Annotated in this window: 13 protein-coding genes and 2 other RNA genes; 12 read left to right on the top strand and 3 right to left on the bottom strand. The window is 64.5% G+C overall.

Annotation, left to right across the window (positions count from 1 at the left end):
• The first annotated feature begins 100 nt into the window (after positions 1–100).
• Positions 101–176: non-coding RNA, sX9 sRNA (locus KWO_RS06385), on the top strand.
• A gap of 81 nt (positions 177–257) precedes the next feature.
• Positions 258–2360, top strand: coding sequence for a glycosyltransferase (locus KWO_RS06380; protein ID WP_017113094.1), 2103 nt, complete (start codon positions 258–260; stop codon positions 2358–2360).
• 342 nt (positions 2361–2702) lie between these two features.
• Here the strand turns inward: KWO_RS06380 and KWO_RS06375 are convergent, their stop codons facing one another.
• A complete protein-coding gene (locus KWO_RS06375; RefSeq protein WP_026113163.1) occupies positions 2703–4145 on the bottom strand; it encodes a hypothetical protein in 1443 nt (480 codons plus the stop codon).
• Positions 4146–4455: 310 nt separating this feature from the next.
• A complete protein-coding gene (locus KWO_RS06370; RefSeq protein WP_010375154.1) occupies positions 4456–6615 on the bottom strand; it encodes a RelA/SpoT family protein in 2160 nt (719 codons plus the stop codon).
• 176 nt (positions 6616–6791) lie between these two features.
• Here KWO_RS06370 and pqqA point away from each other — a divergent pair, with 176 nt between their 5' ends.
• The 10 genes from pqqA (at position 6792) to KWO_RS06315 (ending at position 16860) form a co-directional block, all read left to right on the top strand.
• The gene (gene pqqA, locus KWO_RS23375; RefSeq protein ID WP_309546627.1) at positions 6792–7010 is read left to right on the top strand and encodes a pyrroloquinoline quinone precursor peptide PqqA; all 219 of its coding nucleotides are present in this window, start codon (positions 6792–6794) and stop codon (positions 7008–7010) included.
• A gap of 82 nt (positions 7011–7092) precedes the next feature.
• Positions 7093–7992, top strand: a complete 900-nt coding sequence (pqqB, locus tag KWO_RS06360; protein ID WP_010375152.1) for a pyrroloquinoline quinone biosynthesis protein PqqB — start codon at positions 7093–7095, stop codon at positions 7990–7992.
• Entirely contained in the window at positions 7989–8741 is a 753-nt protein-coding gene (gene pqqC, locus KWO_RS06355; RefSeq protein WP_010364175.1) for a pyrroloquinoline-quinone synthase PqqC, read from the top strand. The genes pqqB and pqqC overlap by 4 nt, the downstream gene beginning before the upstream one ends.
• Positions 8738–9016, top strand: a complete 279-nt coding sequence (pqqD, locus tag KWO_RS06350) for a pyrroloquinoline quinone biosynthesis peptide chaperone PqqD (protein WP_010364171.1) — start codon at positions 8738–8740, stop codon at positions 9014–9016. Before pqqC ends, pqqD begins: the two co-directional genes overlap by 4 nt.
• Positions 9013–10131 (top strand): pyrroloquinoline quinone biosynthesis protein PqqE, encoded by a 1119-nt coding sequence (gene pqqE, locus KWO_RS06345; RefSeq protein WP_010364169.1) that lies wholly within the window; start codon positions 9013–9015, stop codon positions 10129–10131. The genes pqqD and pqqE overlap by 4 nt, the downstream gene beginning before the upstream one ends.
• A gap of 62 nt (positions 10132–10193) precedes the next feature.
• Entirely contained in the window at positions 10194–10706 is a 513-nt protein-coding gene (locus KWO_RS06340; RefSeq protein ID WP_010375147.1) for a hypothetical protein, read from the top strand.
• Between the two features lie 427 nt (positions 10707–11133).
• On the top strand, positions 11134–12648 hold the full coding sequence (locus KWO_RS06335; protein ID WP_010375145.1) for a PhoPQ-activated pathogenicity-related family protein: 1515 nt from the start codon (positions 11134–11136) through the stop codon (positions 12646–12648).
• Positions 12649–12948: 300 nt separating this feature from the next.
• Positions 12949–13983 carry a glucokinase family protein gene (locus tag KWO_RS06325; RefSeq protein ID WP_010375144.1) on the top strand — a complete coding sequence of 345 codons (1035 nt, stop codon included), beginning with the start codon at positions 12949–12951 and terminating at the stop codon, positions 13981–13983.
• 102 nt (positions 13984–14085) lie between these two features.
• A complete protein-coding gene (locus KWO_RS06320; RefSeq protein WP_010375142.1) occupies positions 14086–16722 on the top strand; it encodes a TonB-dependent receptor in 2637 nt (878 codons plus the stop codon).
• Between the two features lie 61 nt (positions 16723–16783).
• Positions 16784–16860, top strand: a non-coding RNA gene (locus KWO_RS06315) — sX9 sRNA.
• A gap of 79 nt (positions 16861–16939) precedes the next feature.
• Here KWO_RS06315 and hrpA read toward each other — a convergent pair.
• Positions 16940–21061, bottom strand: a complete 4122-nt coding sequence (gene hrpA, locus KWO_RS06310) for an ATP-dependent RNA helicase HrpA (RefSeq protein ID WP_010375140.1) — start codon at positions 21059–21061, stop codon at positions 16940–16942.
• Positions 21062–21115: the final 54 nt, after the last annotated feature.

Here is a 21115-nt window from a genome sequence, read left to right as displayed (position 1 = left end):
GTTCTCGGCAGCAGCGGGCACGGCTCGTACACTGCTTGGAGCAGCTACCAAAACGACTGCGCTCACCACAAGGCCGGCGCGGCCGGTGCTCGGAATCGGCATGTACCGCTCGTACACTCAGGTTCCTAAGCGCCGTCCACGCCCACCTGTCGACTGCTCGCTACGTTTTGATAGCCGCTCTTAATAGGCGCGCCGATTGTTGTCCCCGCTCTCTGCTCGCTACGTTTACTGCCATACCACGCTGGAGTTCCAACGCAATGTCGATGTCTTTGGCCGATGCGCGTTATCTGTTCAATCGCGTCCTTGGCCTGATCCACCGCAGCGTGGCCAGCATGCGCACGCGCGGCTGGCGCGCCACCTGGCAGCGTATTCGCGTGCACACGCAGGCGCCGCCGGTCGCGCTCGGCACGCCGTTGTGGCTGCCGCAGCCCGCCCCGTTCGCCGTATTTGCGCTGCCGCACAGCGCCGCGCCGCGGGTGTCGGTGGTGATTCCGGTCTACAACCACATCGCACATACCCTGACTTGCCTGCGTGCGCTGGCGGCGCATCCGCCGTTGGTGAGCGTGGAAATCATCGTGGTGGACGACGGCAGCAGCGACGCCACCGCGGAACAATTGCCGCACATTGCCGGCCTGCACTATCACCTGCGTGCGCGCAACGGCGGTTTCATTGCTGCCTGCAATGACGGCATCGCGTTGGCGCGTGGCGATTTCGTGGTACTGCTCAACAACGACACCATTCCGCAGCCCGGCTGGCTGGATCGGTTGATCGACACCTTTTCCCAGCATCCGACCGCCGGCCTCGTCGGCGCGCAACTGATGTACCCGGACGGGCGGCTGCAGGAATCCGGCGGTGTGGTGTTCGGCGATGGCAGCGCCTGGAGTTACGGCCGCTTCGAATCGTCCGACGACCCGCGCTATGCCTATGTGCGCGCAATGGACTACTGCTCGGGCGCGGCCATCGCACTGCCACGCACGCTGTTGCAAACGCTGGGCGGGCTGGATCGGCGTTACATGCCGGCGTACTACGAAGACACCGACCTGGCGTTTGCGGTCCGCGCGACGGGTTATGAAGTGCTGGTGCAGCCGGCCAGCGTGGTGGTGCACGACGAAGGCACCAGCAACGGCACCGACACACGCACCGGAGTGAAGGCTTACCAGGTACGCAATCAAAGTGTCTTTGCCGAAAAATGGCAGCAGCCGCTGAAAGCGCAGTTGCCGGTCGGTAGTGTGCCCGGTCCTGCGCTTCTCCACCGCGGCCAGCGCCAGGTATTGATTCTGGACGAGTGCGTGCCGCAGCCGGACCGCGATTCCGGCTCGCTGCGGCAGTTCAACCTGATCCGCCTGCTGCGCGAAGCAGGCGCACATGTCGTGTTCGTGCCGACCCGCCGCGAACACGCCGGGCGCCACACGCAGGCATTGCAGCAGCTCGGAATCGAAGTCTGGTACGCACCGTTTCTTGAAGGCATCGGCAGTTGGCTGCGCACGCATGGCGCGCGGTTTGCGGTGGTGTTATTGGTACGCCACCACGTGGCACATGCCTGCCTGCCGTTGCTCAAGCAATACGCGCCACAGGCACGCACCTTGTTCGATACCGTCGACCTGCATTACCTGCGCGAACGTCGCGGTGCCGAGTTGGCCGGCGATGCCAATCTGCTGCGTAGCGCAGAGCGCACACGCCTGCGCGAGCTCGAGATCATGGCGGCCACCGATGTCACCTTGCTGGTATCGGCCGCAGAACAGGCGCAACTGCGCGCAGATGCGCCTCAGATGCGCACTGCCCTGCTTTCCAACCTGCATGAAGTCGCCGGCAGCGGCCACAGCTTCGCGCAACGCCGCGACCTGGTCTTCGTCGGAGGCTTTCGCCATCCGCCGAATGTGGATGCAGTGCAGTGGTTCATCAGTGCCATCTTTCCGCAGGTCCGTGCGCAGCTTCCCGATGTGGTGTTTCACTGCATCGGCGCCGACCTGCCCGATGGCTTGAAATTACTGGCTGACGAATGCCCTGGCGTGCAGTTGCATGGACACGTCCCGGATCTGGTTCCGTTCATGGACAGCGCACGCATCGCGGTGGCACCGCTGCGTTTTGGCGCTGGCGTGAAAGGCAAGATCAATCTAAGCATGGCGCACGGCCAGCCGGTGGTCGGCACCACCTGCGCGGTGGAAGGTATGCACCTGCGCGATGGCGAAGATGTGTGCGTGGCCGACGATGCGGACACGTTCGCCGCTGCGATCGTGCGGCTCTATCAGGACGCAGCGCTGTGGCAACGTCTGGCCGACAATGGCTTGCGCAACGTGGCCGAGCATTTCTCGTTGGATGCAGCGCGTGACACGGTGCGGGCGTTGTTTATTGCTGAGTGAGCAGGTGGTTGTGTGCCGGTGTGAGGTGGATCGTTTGTACCGCGAAATGCCGCAATACACTGCGTGATTGGTCATTGATCCGCCTGCGCCGCATCGCGCGGCTTCGCACGTACCCTGATCCGCCCCTTCGGGGCACCTTCTCCCGGTGGGAAAAGGATTGCGCGTAGCAGAGTGCGCTGCAGTCTTAATTAGAGGCTGAAAAGCATGTCAGGGTGCATGAACATGTCTCGCGCGCGCATTGCGCACGCTCGCTGCAACTGAGATACAGAAGTGTGCCTTTAAAACATCGACTGAGCTGCACGTTGGACAGACTCTGACGTTGCCAACACCGCCAGCAATCGTTCAATGCTGCTCGGCGACAGCCTTGACCCGCCGCGTGAACTCGGCCAGTTCCGGGAGTTCGGGATCGAGTTGGTGCGCTTCGTCCTGCGCACGGCGGGCGAATGCGGCGTCCTCCTGACCAAGTCGTTCGCTTCCGACAGCAACCCAGCGTTGTGCAAGGCGGCGACGCGCCCCGGCCAGCGCGTCGGCATTCGGCGTCAGCGCCTGCCAGGCATCCAGACACCCACGCGCAGCACGCAGGCGGTTGTTGCGCAGCTCGTCCTCGAAACAACGCTGGCTGGCCGGCACAACGCGCGCAGCGGCCTGCAGCACACGCGGATCGCGCGGTGCCAGCGCTTGCGCGGCGCGTACGGCGTCGTAGGCGCTGGCGCCAGGCGGGGTCATCCAGTGCTGCTGCGTTTGTGCATCGGCAACGCGCTGCAGCAATGCCCGCAGACGGCGCTCGCGGGTGCCGCGCGACAGGCCCGCAGTTGGGCCGCGTTGAGCATCGCGCGCGCGCGCAATCGCCTGCTCGGCTTGCACAATCGATGTGGCGCCCGGCACCAGCAACTGCGCCTGACGTAACGATTGCAGGGCATCGTCGAAGTGGAAATCCGCCGCTTGCCGGCTAGCTTGTGCGGCGTACTCGTCCGCCACCTGATCGAGGCCCCGCTGGGCGATTGCATCGTCCGGCTCGCCCGCGAGTACCGCGTTGAAATCGCGCGCAGCCGGGGCCAGGCGGCCACGGCGCAGCAAGGCCTGCGCACGTTGACGGCGCTGTTCCAGCACGCGGTGGTACTGACCTTCCGTCAGCGGCATGTCGACATGCCCGGCGTCGTAACGCTTGGCCGCGGCCAGCAATGCCGACGCCTCACCGAGCGCATCGCGCGCCAATGCGTGGCGCGCCTGCGCCAACAGATCGGTCAAAGCGTCTTCGCGACCTTCCAGGGCGTCGGTGCGGTCCGGCGCCAGGGCCAGGATGCGCTGGTACAGCGGCAGCGCGCTGTCGGGCGTGCCGTCCAGGCGGCCTTGCTGCTGGGCCACCGCCGCTTGCGCCAACAAGGCATCCAGGCCGACCCGGCGCGCCTGCAGCGCGCGCAGCCGCGCGGCCACCGGGGCGATCTGCGCCTGCGGCGCTTCCAGGGCGGTGGCCAGCGCCAGCGCGCGTTGCGCTGCTGCGGCATCGCCGGCTGCGACCGCAGCACGTGCCTGCACCACTGCAGCAGCGCCGGTCCGCGCCAGCCCCCCACGCGCCTCCCCACGGTCGCTATCCAGCGCAAGCGCGGCAGCGAACAACTCGCGCGCACCGCTGCCATTGGCGGCGCTGAGCTGGCCGCGCGCCAACGCCGCATCGCCCCGCTGCAGCAATTGCTGGATGCGCGTGTCCGGCCACAGCCAATCGGCCAGCGGCTTGCGCAGCACGACCACGGTTAGCAGCAGACAGGCGCCCAACGCCAGCACCACGCGCCAGAGCGCACGACTGCGCAGTGGAGCCCAAAGGCGGGGCGATCTGACCCAGCGCGGGAGCAAAGACATGCGGTGGCGTCCATCCTTGGCGCGACCTGACGGGGACGCGTTCACCGCCTTATGGTAGCGGTGTGGGTTGCGAAGACGGTGTGGGCTCTTGGGGATTCGGGATTCGGGATTCGGGATTCGGGATTCGGGAATCGGGAATCGGGAATCGGGAATCGGGAATCGTCAGGCAAGCACAACGCACGTCCCCTATGCGCTGTTTGTTTTCAATCGATGAGCGCCAGCAAGAGTGTCCGCGCACTCAGCCCAGCCGCCGCACCTCGCTCACGCCCGGCAACGCATCCAGCTTGCCAAGCAGACCGGACAGTTGGTCGTAATCGCTGACCTTCAAGCGCAAGCGCAGCTGCGCCCTGCCCGTGTCGCGCACGTTGTCGCTATTGATTTCCAACACGTGTGCATCTTGCTGGGCGATCAGGTTGGTGATGTCCTTGAGCAGCCAGCGCCGGTCTACCGCGCGCACCTGCACATCCACCTCGTAGCCGCTGCCGGCCTTGCCCCACTCCACCGGCAACACCCGCTGTGGGTGGGCGGCGGCCAGGCGCGCCAATGCCGCGCAATCGGTGCGATGCACGGTGATACCGCGGCCGCGGGTGAGGTAGCCGGCAATCGGCTCGCCCGCCACCGGTTGGCAGCAGCGGGCCAGCTGCACCAGCAGGTTGCCCACGCCCTCCACGGTGAATTTGGATTTGCCCAGCCCATCGCGGCGCGCGGTCGGCCGCGGCGGCGCCGGTACCGCCGGCTGCGAGGCGGCACGTTCGGCTTCCAGCAACGCACGGCTGACCTGGTTCGGGCCGGTATCGCCCAACGCTACCTGGATATATAAATCGTCGATGTTGTCGGCGTGGAATTTGCGCGTGGCGACACTCAGATCCGCATGCTGCAGGCCCAGGCGCTTGAGTTCGCGATCAAGCAGGTCCTTGCCCGCTTGTACGTTGCGCGCGCGGTCCAGCTTGTGGAACCAGGCGCGCACCTTGTCGCGCGAACGCCCGCTGGCCAGAAAGCCATTGGACGCCAGCAGCCAGTCGCGGCGCGGGTCGGCTTCCTTGGCGGTCATGATTTCCACCCGGTCGCCGCTGCGCAGCCGGTAGGTCAGCGGCACGATGCGATCGTTGACGCGCGCGCCGCGGCAGCGATGCCCGACCATGGTGTGCACGTGATACGCAAAATCCAGCGGCGTGGCGCCTTGCGGCAGATCGATCACCTCGCCCTTCGGAGTCAACGCATACACGCGGTCTTCGATCAGCTCGGCATCCAGCGCGCCGGCCAGCTCGCCATGCTCGCCTTCCTGCACCTGTTCCAACAGCTGGCGCATCCACAGAATCTTGCGGTCGAAAGCTTTTTCGCCGCCCTTGCCGCCTTCCTTGTATTTCCAGTGCGCAGCCACGCCGAGTTCGGCCTGAGCGTGCATCTCGTGGGTACGAATCTGGATTTCGATCGTGCGCCCTTCCGGGCCGACTACCGCGGTATGTAGCGAGCGATAGTCGTTGGCCTTGGGCCGGGCGATGTAATCGTCGAACTCGCTCGGCACCGGTGCCCACAGCGAATGCACCGCGCCCAGCGCGGCGTAGCAGGCCGCCACATCGTCGACCATCACCCGCACTGCGCGGATGTCGTACAGCTGATCGAACGACAGCCGCTTCTTCTGCATCTTTCGCCAGATGCTGTAGATGTGTTTTGGCCGCCCGCTCACCTCTGCGCCCAGGCCCTGCTGGGCGAGCGCCGCCGACAAGGTGCGCTTGACCGCTTCCAGATAGCGCTCGCGCGCCACGCGGGTTTCGTCCACTTCGCGGGCGATGCGGCGATACGTCTCCGGCTCCAGGTGGCGGAATGCCAGATCTTCCAGCTCCCACTTCACCTGCCAGATGCCCAGACGGTTCGCCAGCGGCGCATGGATGTCGCGCGTGAGCTGGGCCAGCGCGCGACGCTGCTCTTCGCTGAGACGGTCGGCCACGCGCATGCGCGACAGCTGCCGTGCCAGCAGGATCGGCACAACGCGCAGGTCGTGGATGATGGAGAGCAGCAGCCGCCGCAACCCTTCGCTGTTGCGTCCGGCCTCGCGCCCGGCATGCAGCGCCCAGACCTGATCGGCTGCATCCAGGCCGTCCAGCAGGCCTTCCACCGCCACCCGCCGCTCCGCCGGCTGCCATGGCAGGTCGGCAATCGCGCCGCGTAAGGCGGGCAAGTCGAACAGCAACGCCGCGACCAGGGTGGCCTCGTCGGCAGATAGCAGCGCCAGTGCATCCAGGGTGTCGCCGAGCAAGGCCCACGGCACGTTGTCGGTCTGCGCGGGCGGCAGCTCCTGCCAGGCACGCGCCAACGCCTCGCGCAACGCCGGCGCAATCGAGGCCACAGCGGGGCGCTGCAGCAATGCCTGCAGGCGATCGAATGAGGAACTGGTCACAACAGTGGACACGGTGGGGGCAACAACAGGTGGCTGACGACTACGGTAACGTGCGCGTCACCTTCTCCACAACGCGTATGGGTGCGGCGATCACCGCGCGGGACAGGGCTCGTGCTTATGCCAGGTTCACCCGGCAACGTCTTGATTCGTAACTGCTCGGCCCGCAAGGCGGAAAAATGCCGCAAACGAAAGTCGGCACCGACGCACCTTTTTACATGCCCTTTACAACTGCGCCAAACCGCCTGCCTATGCTCAGGCCACGTCGCTCGTTGCATCCGGCAACCAGGGACGTTTTCCAACTGCGAGGTAGCCCAATGAAGACCTGGAAGAAACCTGTCGTTCGTGAAGTCAACTGTGGCGCCGAAATCAACTGCTACGTCTCCGGCGAGTTTTGATCCTGCACGTTTCACGCTCAGCTTTCCGCCTTTGGTTTGATGCATGACCGGCAGTTGCCGGCAGATGAGGTAACAGCCGTCCATGCACATCATTGTTTTGGGATCGGCGGCCGGCGGTGGGCACCCGCAGTGGAATTGCCACACCCCCGCGAGTTTGCGGGCCTGGCAGCAAGCAGACGGTGCCCAGCGTCGTACCCAGGCCAGTATTGCGGTCAGCGCCGATGACGCGCGCTGGGTGCTGATCAATGCCTCTCCCGATTTCCGCCAGCAAATTCTCGCGACACCCGCCTTGTGGCCGCAGCATGGGCTGCGCCACTTGCCAATCGAGGCGGTGCTGCTGACCAGCGGCGAGATCGACCACATCGCCGGGCTGCTATCGATGCGCGAAAGCCAGCGGTTTTCGCTGCATGCCAGTAGTCGCGTGCTGGACTTGCTTGCGCAGAATCCGATCTTCGACGCCGTGAGCCCGCAGTACGTGAGCCGGCAGCCGTTCGCGCTGGACACGCCGCTGGCATTGAGCGGGCTGCAGCTCACCCCGTTCTCTGTGCCAGGCAAGGTGCCGTTGTTTATGGAATCGCGCAGCGGCGGCGATCTGGCTGGCTCCAATGAAGAAACGCTCGGTCTCACCATCGACGATGGCCGGCACCGAATGCATTACATTCCTGGTTGCGCTGCGATGACCGACGAATTGCGCGCGCGCCTGCAGGGCGCCGAGCTGGTGTTCTTCGACGGCACACTGTGGCGCGATGACGAAATGGTGCAACTGGGCATCAGCCAGAAGACCGGCCAACGCATGGGCCATATGAGTATCGACGGCCCCGACGGCACCATTGCCGCGTTCGCGCCGTTGAACGTGGCGCGCAAAATCTTCATCCATCTCAATACCACCAATCCCGTGCTCAACACCCAGTCGCCCGAGTTCGCCAGCGCGCGTGCCAGCGGGTGGGAAGTTGCCCACGACGGCCTGGAGATCGCCCTGTGACCGCCCTGCTCAGCCCCGACCAACTGGAAGCAGACCTGCGTGCCATCGGCGCGCGTCTGTATCACGACCAGCATCCGTTCCATGCGCTGTTGCACCACGGCAAGCTTGGTCGTGGGCAGGTGCAGGCCTGGGCCTTGAATCGCTTCGAATACCAGCGCTGCATTCCGCTGAAAGACGCCGCGATTCTGGCGCGCATGGAAGATCCGGCGCTGCGGCGGATCTGGCGGCAACGCATTCTCGACCACGACGGCAATAGCGCCAGCGACGGCGGCATCGCGCGCTGGCTACACCTCACCGACGCGCTCGGCCTGGACCGCACGCTGGTGGAATCCGGGCGCGCGCTGCTGCCGGGCACCCGCTTTGCGGTGCAGGCCTACCTGCACTTTGTGCGCGAAAAAAGCCTGCTAGAAGCGATCGCCTCGTCGCTGACCGAATTGTTCGCCCCCAACATCATTGGCCAGCGCGTGGCCGGCATGCTCAAGCATTACGACTTCGTGTCGTCCGAAGCGCTGGCCTATTTCGAGCACCGCCTGACCGAAGCGCCGCGCGATTCGGATTTTGCACTCGATTACGTCAAGCAGCATGCCGACACGGTCGAAAAGCAGGCGCTGGTCAAGGCAGCCCTGCACTTCAAGTGCTCCGTGCTGTGGGCGCAACTGGATGCATTGCATGTGGCCTACGTCACGCCGGGCATCGTGTGGCCGGACGCTTTCGTGCCAGACCGTAACGCCAGCCGGGCTGCGGCGTGAGCAACATTACCCGCGATAGCAAACCGGCCTTGCGTGCAGGCGTGCGCCTGCAGCACGACCGTGCACGCAACCAATGGGTATTGCTAGCACCCGAGCGCGTGGTCGAGCTGGACGAGATCGCATTGGTAGTGACGCAACGCTATGACGGCACGCGCTCGCTGGCGCAGATCGCGCAGGAGCTGGCCGCAGAATTCGATGCGGATGCGGCGGATATCGAAGCCGACGTGATCGAACTCACCGGCACCCTGCATCAGAAACGCTTGCTGCGGCTATGAGCACGGCGCCGCCACCGCTGTCGGTGTTGTTGGAGCTGACGCATCGCTGCCCATTGGCATGCCCGTATTGCTCCAACCCGATCGCGCTGGCCGCGCTGCGTGAGGAAATGGATACCGCCGGCTGGCGCTCGCTGCTGGAGCAGGCCGCCGAGATGGGCGTGCTGCAAGCGCATTTTTCCGGCGGCGAACCGATGCTGCGCAAAGACCTGCCCGAGTTGGTGGCGCACGCGCGCACGTTGGGGCTGTACAGCAATCTGATTACCTCCGGTGTTGCTGGCGGCGAGCCGATGCTGGACCAACTGCAGGCTGCGGGGCTGGAACACGTGCAGCTAAGCGTGCAGGACGTCGATGCGGCCGGCGCCGACCGCATTGCGGGTTACCGCAATAGCTTGTCGAAGAAGCGCGACTTTGCCGCTGCGGTACGCGCGCGCGGCCTGCCGCTGACGATCAACGCAGTACTGCACCGCCATAATGCCGAGCGCGTGCCGGGCATGATCGCGCTGGCACTGGAATGGCAGGCCGAGCGTATCGAAGTGGCGCATACCCAGTACTACGGCTGGGGGCTGCGCAATCGCGCCGCGCTGATGCCAAGCCGCGAGCAACTGATGGCCACCATCGATGCGGTGGAAACGGCGCGTCGCGCGCTCGGCGACCGCCTGGCGATTGATTTCGTCACTCCCGATTACTACGCGCGCCAGCCCAAACCCTGCATGGGCGGCTGGGGCCAGCGCTTCGTCAATATTTCTCCGCGCGGTGATGTGCTGCCCTGCCATGCCGCCGAAACCATCGAAGGCATGCACTTCGACAATCTGCGCGAGCGCTCGCTGGCCGATATCTGGAACAACGGCGAGGCATTCGTGCGCTTCCGCGGTACCGCATGGATGCCGGAGGTGTGCCAGGGCTGCCCCAAGCGCGAGATCGACTGGGGCGGCTGCCGCTGCCAGGCGCTGGCTCTGAGCGGCGATGCGGCCACGCTGGACCCGGTGTGCGAACGGTCGCCCGCGCATGCTCATATCCGCGCGACCGCCGAGCGTGAGGCGGCATCGCCGGCACCGGCGTTTATCTACCGCCGCCCCGAACGCCTGGCCCCAGCCACCACCGACACGCTGGAGTAAGCCGCATCGGCCGGAGCCGACAGCGTCTACACTAGCCACCTCTTCTTCCTCGGATGGCTTCCATGTCGCTCGCGCGCCGCATTCCCTTGCTGGTTTGCCTGACCCTGGCCTTGCATGCCGCCCCCGCCCTGGCGCAACGCGCGGTGCAAGGCAATCTGCAGTCGCAAATGAGTGCCGAACAGTTCAAGGCCGCCGGTCTGGACAAGCTCAATGCCAGCGAACTGACTGCGCTCAATGACTGGCTACAGGGCAAGGTGGCCAAGGAGGCCGCGGTGGTGGTCGAACAGGCCAAGGAAGCCGGCCGCCAGGAAGTGATGATCAAGAACCGCGGCTTCTTCGACTTCGGCAGCAAGGAGCCAATCGAGAGCACGCTGGTTGGCGAGTTCAAGGGCTTTTCGAAGGGGCGCGTCTACACGCTGGCGAACGGTCAGGACTGGGAGCAGACCGATGCGGCCAGTCTGTCCGGCGTGCGCAAGAACGCACCCAAGGTCAAGATCAAGCCGGGCCTGGTGGGCGTGTGGTATCTGCAGATCGAGGGCTACAACACACCGGCCAAAGTGCGGCGGATCAAGTAAGCGCAGCAGCTAACATCGCGCGGCTGCCGATGGCGGTCGCCGTGCTTGGAATTGGCACGCACTACGCGAATGCTGGTGCTGGGCGTCGCGCCCGCACCATGTAACTGCAGCTGCCGATTTTTCGCTTTGCTGCAGAGCAGTGCATGCGCAAGTAGCGTTGATCCCGGCAGACGAGCCGAAAACGTGGGCGCTTACTCACGACGCTTGGCGCAGGGGAAGCGGCGCACTGAGTCATCGCGCTCAGCAGCTGGAAGCGCAGCACATGCTTGCCAGCGATGGGTGCTGTGCCCGGTATCGATAGGTACCGCACGTACACTCCTGCTCACACTGCACCCACCACACCTAGCTGACGCGATTGCTGGCCACGCGGTCCCCGCGCGATTGCCCGCAAACACGCTGGCAGACGCACGACATCCGGAGAATATGCATGCGCTCGATTACCCGTTGCAGCGTCGCCTTGCTGTCGTCCCTGATGTTTTTCGCAGGTATCGCATCCGCTGATGCAGCCGTTGCTGCTGCATCACCGGTAGAGCGCTGCGCGCGTGCAACCGAGGTGGGCTTCGGCCAGGCATTGGTGTGTTACCACGATGCAATCGAACAACAACCGCTGATCTACACGCGCGTTGCCACCAGCAGCGTCGGCGGTGTCGAGCGACGCGATTACCTGCTGACCTCGCAAGATTGGTCGCCCGAAGGACTGGTCACGCCGGCTCGCTGGCAGCACGACGTGGCGATCTACGTGCCGAAAGAGGCGCTGCCCACACGCGCTGTCGTGATCTCAACCAACGGCACGCGTCATCCGGTGGATGGCAGTACGGCGCAGCCGGCCAGCGACTTGCCACCCGAGGCGCTGGCGGCGTTAGCGCAGCGCACCCGTACCGTGGTGGTCGCGCTCAGCGATATTCCCAACCAGGCACTGAGCTACCAAGGCGATGCCAACCTACGTCGCGAAGACGACAGTGTGGCCTATACCTGGTCGCTGTTTCTGAAAGCGCCGCAGCAGCGCAAGACCATGCCGCTGCATGTGCCGATGGCGGCCGCGATTGCACGCACCATGAGCCTGGCCGAGCGCGAGTTGGCACCGTTGCGAATCCATCGCTTCGTCCTTGCCGGCGCCTCCAAACGCGGTTGGGCCAGCTGGCACGCCACCATCGCCGACCAGCGCGTAGACGCGGTGGTGCCGTTCGTGATCGACATCCTCAACATGCCGGCAGTGCTGGCGCATATGTCCCACACTTATGGCGGCAACTGGCCGATTGCGTTCAACGCCTATGCAAAGCAGGGAATCACCTCACAACTGCAGACCCCGGCCTTCGCGCAACTGGTGCAGCTGCAGGATCCGCTGAGCTATCTGCACACGCCATATCGCAAGCGGCTGGCAGTGCCCAAGTACATCGTCAATGCCAGCGGCGACGATTTCTTCCTGCCGGACAACACCCAGTTCTTCTACAACGCGCTGCCGGGCAGCAAGGCGCTGCGCGCACTGCCCAATAGTGCGCACAACATCCGCGCCTCCATCGTCGACACCTTGGCGCCATTTATAACGCGTCTGCAGCAGCAGCGCCCGTTACCGCAGGTGAGCGATGTCTTGCGTCCGGGCAAGGCGCCGCAGATCCGTTTCCGCTCCTCCGAGCGACCAACGCGGATGCAGCTGTGGAGCGCGACTAATCCGCAGGCGCGCGACTTTCGCTATGCCTGCGGCATTCGCTACAGCGCCACGCCCATTGCGCTCACCAACGGCAGCACGGTCTCGGTGCCGGTGCAGGTTCCGGAGGCCGGCTGGAACGCGTACTTCGTCGAAGCCACCTACGCGGATGGGTTCGTTGCCACCAGCCAGGCCTATGTGCTCGGCAAGCAGCGTTACCCCACCCGGCCACCGCCCACCGACAACGCCGCCTGCAGCACGTTGCCTGGGGCGACCAGCGGTGCTGCCGTGCGCTGAAGCAATCGTTGAAGTTGGGTGGGTGGCGATAGCCGCCGAAACACGGGGCTGTCGGCTGAGCACAACGCACGCGCTTATCGAGCCCGTTTCGCATCAAACGACTCAGGCACGTTGGACGCACTTGTCCGCTTTGCGCAACGAAGTCCGCACAGACAACGTCAGGCAGCACATTTTTGCACTTGAGTACGCCATCAAGATCGATCCAACCCGACTGATCCATTGACATCGTTGTCACCAACTTCTACACAGGCCCCTACTCGCTGACGGCATTGGCCGATCAGACGGACTAAAGGACTGAATGTGGCTGCGATTTCGGGTTCCGCTGACGCCTCTGCTTCGCACGCTGTGCCCGTTGCTACCAGCTTCATCGCTGCCGATGTCGGCGGCACGCATGTGCGTCTAGGTCACATAGTGCAGGCCAGCGCCGCAGCCATCGAGATGTCGCGTTACCGCACCTACCGCTGCGCCGAACACGCCAGTCTGGAAGCCATCCTCGAGGACTTCATGCAACAACGGCGTGGTGTGGATGCAGTGGTGATCGCCAGTGCCGGCGTGGCGCTGGACGATGGCAGCTTCATCAGCAACAACCTACCCTGGACGATCTCGCCCAGCCGCATCGGCGCCGCACTGGCAGTGCGCAACGTGCAATTGGTCAACGATTTCGAAGCAGTCGCCTACGCGGCACCGCAGATGGAACAACGCGCCGTGCTGCAACTGAGCGGGCCGACGCCGCGCCACGCGCGCGCCAGCGGACCGATTCTGGTCGTCGGCCCCGGCACTGGTTTGGGGGCCGCGGTGTGGATCGATGCCAAGCCACGCGCGATCGTGCTGGCCACCGAAGCCGGTCAGGTTGCGCTGGCCAGCGCGCACGAGCAAGAATACGCATTGCTGCAGATCCTGTTACGTGGCCGGCACTATCTGCCACTTGAGCACGTCCTCTCCGGTCCGGGCCTGCTGCATCTCTACGACGCGGTCTGCGAGCTGCATGCCGCAATGCCGCGTCATCACCTGCCCGCCGCCGTAACGCACGCAGCGCTGCACGAAGACGATGCACTCGCGCGCGAATGCTTGCAGCTTTTCTGCGGCCTGCTAGGGAGCGCGGTCGGCGACATGGCGCTGGCCTACGGCGCTGCCGGCGGCATCTATCTGGCTGGGGGCTTCCTGCCGACGATCGGCCAGTTCCTGGCCGGCAGCACATTTGCCGAGCGCTTTCTGGCCAAGGGCAACATGCGCGCAGTGCTCGAACGCATCCCGGTCAAATTGGTCGAGCACGGGCAACTGGGCGTGCTTGGCGCGGCCAACTGGTATGTGCAACACCACACCCGCGTGTCGTAAGCGATCCACCACGCGCTCCACCCCGAGCGCGCATTTGCACGACCCCGCATCCGGCGAGCAGCAGCCCGCCGTCCATCCCTGTGCGTGATGAGGAGAGACATCATGAAATACAGCGTCACCCTGCTGTCCAGCGCCATTGCGATGTCGCTGGCATTCGCTGCGCAAGCCCAGGAAAGCGCTGGCACGCAAGCCACCGACCTGGACGCTGTCCAGGTGGTCGGCATCCGTGCCAGCCTGGAAAAGTCGCTCGATACCAAACGTAACAACACTGGTATTTCCGAAGCGATCACTGCCGAAGACATCGGCAAATTCCCAAGCACCAACGTGGCCGAAGCGCTCTCGCAAATTCCCGGCGTCACCCTGGACCGGCGCTTCGGGCAAGGCGAGCGCGTGAGTATCGACGGCACCGACCCCAGCCTCAATCTGTCGTTCCTGGACGGGCACCCGGTCGCGCAGGCGATCTGGTTGTATGGCGAACAACCCAGCCGCGGTTTCGATTACACATTGCTGGCCCCGCAGATCCTGGGCCGTGCAGAAATCCTAAAATCCTCCGAAGCGCGCCTCACCGAAGGCAGCCTGGGCGGCACGGTGCTGATGCACACGCGCCAGCCTTTAGATCTGAAGGTCAATGAAGTGGCCGCCTCCATCGGCTACAGCTACAGCGACCAGGCCAGCCAGGGCAAACCGAATGCGGCATTGCTGTATAGCTGGAAGAACGCGGCCGAGACCTTCGGCATCGCAGTGTCGGCGCAGCATTACGAAGAACGCGTGGACCGCCGCGGCATGGAAGTATTCGGCTATGCACCGGCCAGCACCTTCGCCAATGCCGCAGGTGGCGTGCCTGCCGAGGCGGATGTGCCGAACTCGATTAACGCAGCCTGGTTCCAGCAGGATCGCGAGCGCGATAGTGCCGTGGTCAACCTGCAGCTCAAGCCCAACGATGCGCTGGAGTTCAATCTGAGCGGTCTGTACATCAACGAAAACTTCGACAACTACAACCAGTCGATGTACAGCTTTCTCACCTGGAATCCCGGCACGGTGGCGGCGGTCGACCAGCTCGGCGGCGTCCGTAACGGGGTGGTCACCAGTGGCCATTCCAGTGCCAATGCCAGCCCGCTCGGCGGCACGGTGATCTACGACAACAACGTACGCGAATCGGAAGTGACCACCAAGGGGCTGGATTTGCGCGGCGCCTTCCGCGGCGACGGTTGGGGCTTGAATGGACAGGTCGGCCAGAGCAAATCCGAGAATAAGGACCTCTCGCAATACTTCATCGAGCCGTTCTACAACGGCGGCTTCAGCTGGGACACCCGCCGCGGCATCCGCTTCGACGATCCGGCAGCGGCACGTGACCCCGCCAACTGGGGTTCGGCCGGCGGCTGGTTCGGCAACAACGGCATCTTCTCCACCGAGAGCAAGGACACCTACGGCCAGTTGGATTTCAATCTGCAGTTCGACGGCGTGTTCAATCAATTGCTGCTGGGCGTGCGCCACGGCAAGCATGACGAGCGCTTCGAACTCAATGTCTATGGCGGCGTCACCCCGGGCACCCTGACCGATGTCGGCACCATCGGGCTGACCGATCTACAGCACTTCTATCCCGATCACGGCCAGCATGTGCAGGCAGGCCGCAACAATGTGTTGAACTGGATCCGCAACAGCCCGATCGACTACAGCGCGCCCGATCCTGCCAGCTACCTCAACAACACGTGGGCGTTGCAGCAGATCAACAACGCAGCGTATGCGCAGCTCAATTTCTCCGGCGGCGGGCTGCGCGGCAATCTGGGCGTGCGCTATGTGGATTCCAAGAGCGAAGGCAGCGGCTTCGTCTACAGCGGCACGCCCTCGCTCGCCAACGCGGACAGCCTGTGGCAGACCCGCACCCGCAAGGAGGACTTTCTGCTGCCTTCGCTGACGCTGTCGTACGACACCAGCGACGACTGGGTGTTCCGCTTCGCTGCGGCCAAGGTCATCGCCTGGGCACCGTACAACCAGATGGTCAACAACACCTTTCTCAACGACACCACGTTGACCGGCAGCGGCGGCAATGCAGAGCTATCGCCGTACGAATCCTGGAATTTCAATCTCTCTGCCGAGTATTACTTCGCGCAGCAAGCGGTGGTGGCATGGTCGCTGTTCTACAAGAAGATCGACAACTACATCGACACCAGCGCCAGCGTGGAGCGCCAGTACAACGCATTGCGCGATACCGCACCGCAAAGCTGGGCGCAGTTGGTGGGCAGCAATGGCTGTACCGCCGATGGCTATTGCGACTACAGCATCCAGCGGCCGCGCAATGCTGGCGATGGCAAGGTCAAAGGCTTCAACATCTCCTTCCAGCAACCGTTCGGCGACAGCGGCTTCGGCCTGACCGCCAACTACACCTATACCGCCGGCGAAAACAACACTGGCGAGGCCCTGCCCTATCAGTCGCGCAACAGCATCGCTTTCAGCCCGTACTACGAAAAAGGCCCGCTCAATGCGCGGCTGACCTACAACTGGCGCGACAGCTATCTGGCCGGTGGGTATGTGGCCGGTGCGGCCCCGGCAAGCGTGGATGACTACGCCGAACTCGGCGCCAGCGTCGGCTATGCCTTCAGCCCCACCTGGTCGTTGCAGGTCGACGCGCAGAACCTGCTGGACGAGCAATACCTGCAGTATCTGGGCGACAAGGACCATCTGGCCGGCCGCTACAAGAGTGGACGCCGCTACATGGCCAGCCTGCACGTGAAGTTTTAGTGCAGCTAGCAACACCACTGCGCTCACCGGTAGGCGCGCGCGGCCGGCACTCAAAATCGGCGTGTATCACTTGTACACGCCGATTCTGAGTGCGCCGTCCACGCTCACCTGACGACTGCTCGTTAGGGTTTGTTAGCTAATCTCGCCTTGAAGACGGAAGCCGCGCGCGTTGAAAAACGCACACGGCTTCCTTCAGACGCATGCCCTACGCGAAGGCTCAACTGCGCAATGCAGCGACGCGTTGCGACAGCTTCTTCGCCGATACGCCGGATTTCGCACCCAGCTCCTGCGCAAACACCGACACGCGCAGTTCTTCCAGATCCCAGCGCAGCGCTTGCCATTCTTCGCGGTTTTGCAACCCGCGTGCGGCGGCCTCTTCCACCGCATCCACGAACGGCTTGAGCTCCAGCATGCGCGCCTGGTCGCGCGCAGGATCGCGCTTGGCACGCTCGGTACGCAGGATCATCGCCTTGAGGTAGCGCGGATAATTGGCCAATGCGTCGGCCGGCGTGTCGCGCAGGAAGCCGGCATGCACCAATGCGCGCAGCTGCTGCTCCATGTCGTCCAGATTGCCGCGTGCCCAGCCCATCAACGGCGCTTCCAGCAAAGGTTTAAGTTCGGCCACCGCGCCCAGAATGCTTTCGGCCAGCTGCAACCGTTCCATCGCTTCGCCGAACAGCCGCTTGATCGCATCGTCGCGGCGCTGCGCAAATGCGCCGGGGTCGCGAATGGCACCCAGGCCATCGGCTAGCACGGCATTGAGCGCGGCATCGACCAGATCACCACGCAGGCGTTCCTGCGATTCGATCGCCGCATACAGTAGCCCCGTCTTGGGCGATACCGGCAATTGCTTGCGTGCTTGTTTGATCTTGTCGGCCAACGCGATTTCCAGCAACCGCCGCACGCCGCGAGGATGCGCGCGCGCGGCCTCGCGGCGGTCGGCAAAGATGCGCAACGCCGCATTGTCGCCCTGATCCACCAGCGCCGGGTACGTCGGCACACCGGCCTCGCCTGCCACCTGCTCGGGAATCGGCGTGCTCGGAAAATCGCGCAGGCCTTCGGCGGCCAGTGCGCGCCCGGCCCGCGCAGCAAACGCCTGTCCGGCGCGTTCGCCGAAGCGCGCACGCAGCCCGTCCAGATCGCGCGACTCGGCCAGTACCTTGCCATCGTCGTCGCGCAGACGCAGATTCATCAGAAGGTGCGTGTCCAGCGCTTCTTCATCGAAATCCAGCGCTGCCACTTGCGTACCGGTGGCCTTGGTCAAAAAGCGCGCCAGCTCGCCGCGGATATCGTCGGCCGAGGCAACGCTGTAGGCCTCGTAAAACGCGCGCCCGAAATCCGGTGCAGGCACATAATTGCGGCGCTGCACCTTGGGCAGGCTGCGAATCAACGCAGACGCCTTGTCGGCGACGAAGCCCGGCGCCAGCCACGACAGCCGCGCTGGATCCAGCGCATTGAGCAAGTGCAACGGCACATCCAGGGTCACGCCGTCGTCGATCGCGCCCGGCTCGAAGCGGTAATGCAACGGCAAGCGCGCATCGCCAAGCGGAAAATACTTCGGAAAGCGATCGGCCTCGCTGCCTTCGCCCGGCAGCAGATCGTTCAACGACCAATGCAGGCTGCGGCGTTTGTCCGGCGGCAAGGTCTTCCACCACGCATCCAGACCACTGGCCGAATGCAGCTCGGCCGGAATGCGATCCAGATACCAGCGCGCCTGCCAGCCTTCGTCGGCAACGATGCCGGCGCGGCGTAGCTTGGCCTCTTCTTCGCGTGCTTGATCGAGCACTTTGAGATTGTCGGCGACGAATGCGGCGCGCGTGTTGATTTCGCCGGTCACCAGGCCTTGGCGCACGAACAAGTCATGCGCCGCGGCCGGATCGATCTTGCCGAAGTGCACCGGCTTTTTCGGCGCCAGCACCAGCCCGAACAGACTGATCTGCTCTGACGCCACCACCTGCCCCTGGGCACGCGACCAATGCGCATCGAAGTGCTTGCGCGCCAGCAGATGCGGCAACTCGGCAATGGCCCAATCCGGCTCGATCGCGGCATTGGTCATGCCCCACACTTTTTGCGTGTCCAGCAGTGTCGCAGCCAGAATCCACGGCGGCGGTTTGCGCGCCAGCGCGGAGCCCGGAAACGGCACGAAGCGACGCTGCCGCGCGGCCAGATAATCGCCCTTCTCGGTGCGATGACCGATCTGCGTGGGCAGACCCGCCAGCAGCGCGCGATGCAACGATTGATACGCCGCTGCACGTTCGCGCTCGGTGGTACGCGCCGATGCTTCGGCAATCTCGGCCTGCTTGTTTGCCGCTGCAGGTGCGTGTTGCACAGGCGTTGCATTCGGATTCGGCTTGCCTTCGCGCGCCAGCCGTGCAGCACGGTGCAGTTGTCCACGCGTGGGACGGTTGGCGTTGTGGCCATCTTCGCGCGCGGGCGCGCTCGCACCGGCCAGCAGCGGCGCCAGCACCACATTGGCCGGCTCCTCGCTCCAACCGAGTTCCTCGCACAGCAGCCGCAGCTGCCGATGCAGCTCACGCCATTCGCGCATGCGCAGAAAGCCGAGGAAATGCCGGTTGCACCAGTCGCGCAACTTGGATTGGGTGAGATCTTCATGCACCTGCCGGTACGCATCCCACAAGCGCAGGATGCCGACAAATTCAGAGCGCGCATCGGCAAACAGCGCATGCGCGTTATCGGCAGCTTCGCGTGCTTCCGGCGGGCGCTCGCGCGGATCCTGGATGCCCAAAAACGCGGCGATGATGATCATCTCGCGCAGGCAACCATGTTGCTGCGCGGCCACCAGCATGCGCGCCAACTTGACGTCCACCGGCAGGCGCGCCATCTGGCGGCCGGTTGCGGTCAGACGCCGCTCGGCATCGATCGCGCCCAGTTCCAGCAGTTGTTGCCAGCCATCGGCCACCGCGCGTTCGTCGGGCGCTTCCAGGAACGGGAAGTCTTCAATCCGGCCCAGCCCCAGCTGTAGCATGCGCAGGATCACGCCGGACAACGAGGAACGTCGAATTTCCGGGTCGGTAAAGGCCGGGCGCGCGGCAAAGTCAGCTTCGGCATACAGCCGGTAGCAAATGCCCTCGGCAATACGCCCGCAACGGCCCATGCGCTGATTGGCGCTGGCCTGCGAGATCGGCTCGGTATGCAGGCGGTCCAGCTTTTGGCGTGGGCTGTAGCGTTTGACGCGGGCAAGCCCCGGATCCACCACATAGCGGATGCGCGGCACCGTCAGCGAGGTTTCGGCCACGTTGGTGGCCAGTACCAGGCGTCGGCGCGGGCCGGGATTGAACACGCGGTCCTGATCGGCTGCCGACAGCCGCGCGTACAGCGGCACCACTTCGGTTTCGCGGTATTTGCGCCGTTCCAACGACTGGTGCGCATCGCGAATCTCGCGCTCGCCCGGCAGGAACATCAACACATCGCCGCGCGGGTCGATGCGGGTAATCTCATCGATGGCCGCCACGATCGCATCGTTGACGCTGCGCTCGCCGTCCTGGCCGCTGCCATGTTCGCCATCGTCGGTGTCGCCCACATCGCCTTCGAGCGGCCGGTAGCGCACTTCGACCGGGAAGGTGCGGCCTTCCACACTGATCACCGGCGCATTGTCGAAATGCTGTGCGAAGCGCTCGGTATCGATGGTGGCCGAGGTAACGATCAACTTGAGATCGGGGCGCTTGTGCAGCAACTGCTTAAGATAGCCCAGCAGGAAGTCGATGTTGAGGCTCCGCTCGTGCGCCTCGTCCACAATGATGGTGTCGTAGGACGACAGCCAACGGTCGCTGGCGATTTCGGCCAGCAGGATACCGTCGGTCATGAACTTGATCTGCGACTGCTCGCTGACGCGATCGGTGAAGCGCACCTGGAAGCCCACCGTGCTGCCCAGCGGCCTCTTCAACTCTTCAGCCACACGCGCAGCTACCGCACGTGCGGCAATCCGGCGTGGCTGGGTGCAACCGATCATGCCCGCGGCCCCACGGCCTGCCGCCAGACACAGCTTGGGCAGCTGGGTGGTCTTGCCCGAACCGGTTTCGCCGGCGATGACCACTACCTGATGGCCGCGGATCAGCGCGATGATGCGCTCAGCCTCGCGCGCGATCGGCAGCTGGTTGTCCAGTGTGATGGCGGGCTGTTGCTCGGCCCGTGCTTGGCGCTGCGCCTGCGACGCGGCCAGGGCCTGCTCGAACGCATCGCGCACCTGCGGGTTGCCCGGTTTGCCCTGCCAGCGCGACCATAGGCCCAGCAAGCGGCCACGGTCGCGGCTCATCGCGCCATCCACGGCACGGCGGCGCTCACGCAAGGTGTGGGCAAGGTCGGAGTCGATAGCGCTCATTGATCGAAAAATGTGAAAGATTGAATGACGTTTGATCCTTTAGCCTGTCTATTG

It is taken from the genome of Xanthomonas vasicola pv. musacearum NCPPB 4379, from assembly GCF_000277895.2.
Taxonomy (GTDB): domain Bacteria; phylum Pseudomonadota; class Gammaproteobacteria; order Xanthomonadales; family Xanthomonadaceae; genus Xanthomonas; species Xanthomonas vasicola.
This window is presented reverse-complemented; position numbering and strand designations above follow the sequence as displayed.

Bases quoted from the DNA above. Each gene is read 5' to 3' on its own strand.
- KWO_RS06380 (WP_017113094.1), top strand. From the start codon at position 258: ATGTCGATGTCTTTGGCCGATGCGCGTTATCTGTTCAATCGCGTCCTT.
- pqqA (WP_309546627.1), top strand. From the start codon at position 6,792: ATGCCGCAAACGAAAGTCGGCACCGACGCACCTTTTTACATGCCCTTT.
- pqqB (WP_010375152.1), top strand. From the start codon at position 7,093: ATGCACATCATTGTTTTGGGATCGGCGGCCGGCGGTGGGCACCCGCAG.
- pqqE (WP_010364169.1), top strand. From the start codon at position 9,013: ATGAGCACGGCGCCGCCACCGCTGTCGGTGTTGTTGGAGCTGACGCAT.
- KWO_RS06340 (WP_010375147.1), top strand. From the start codon at position 10,194: ATGTCGCTCGCGCGCCGCATTCCCTTGCTGGTTTGCCTGACCCTGGCC.
- KWO_RS06335 (WP_010375145.1), top strand. From the start codon at position 11,134: ATGCGCTCGATTACCCGTTGCAGCGTCGCCTTGCTGTCGTCCCTGATG.
- KWO_RS06320 (WP_010375142.1), top strand. From the start codon at position 14,086: ATGAAATACAGCGTCACCCTGCTGTCCAGCGCCATTGCGATGTCGCTG.
- hrpA (WP_010375140.1), bottom strand. From the start codon at position 21,061: ATGAGCGCTATCGACTCCGACCTTGCCCACACCTTGCGTGAGCGCCGC.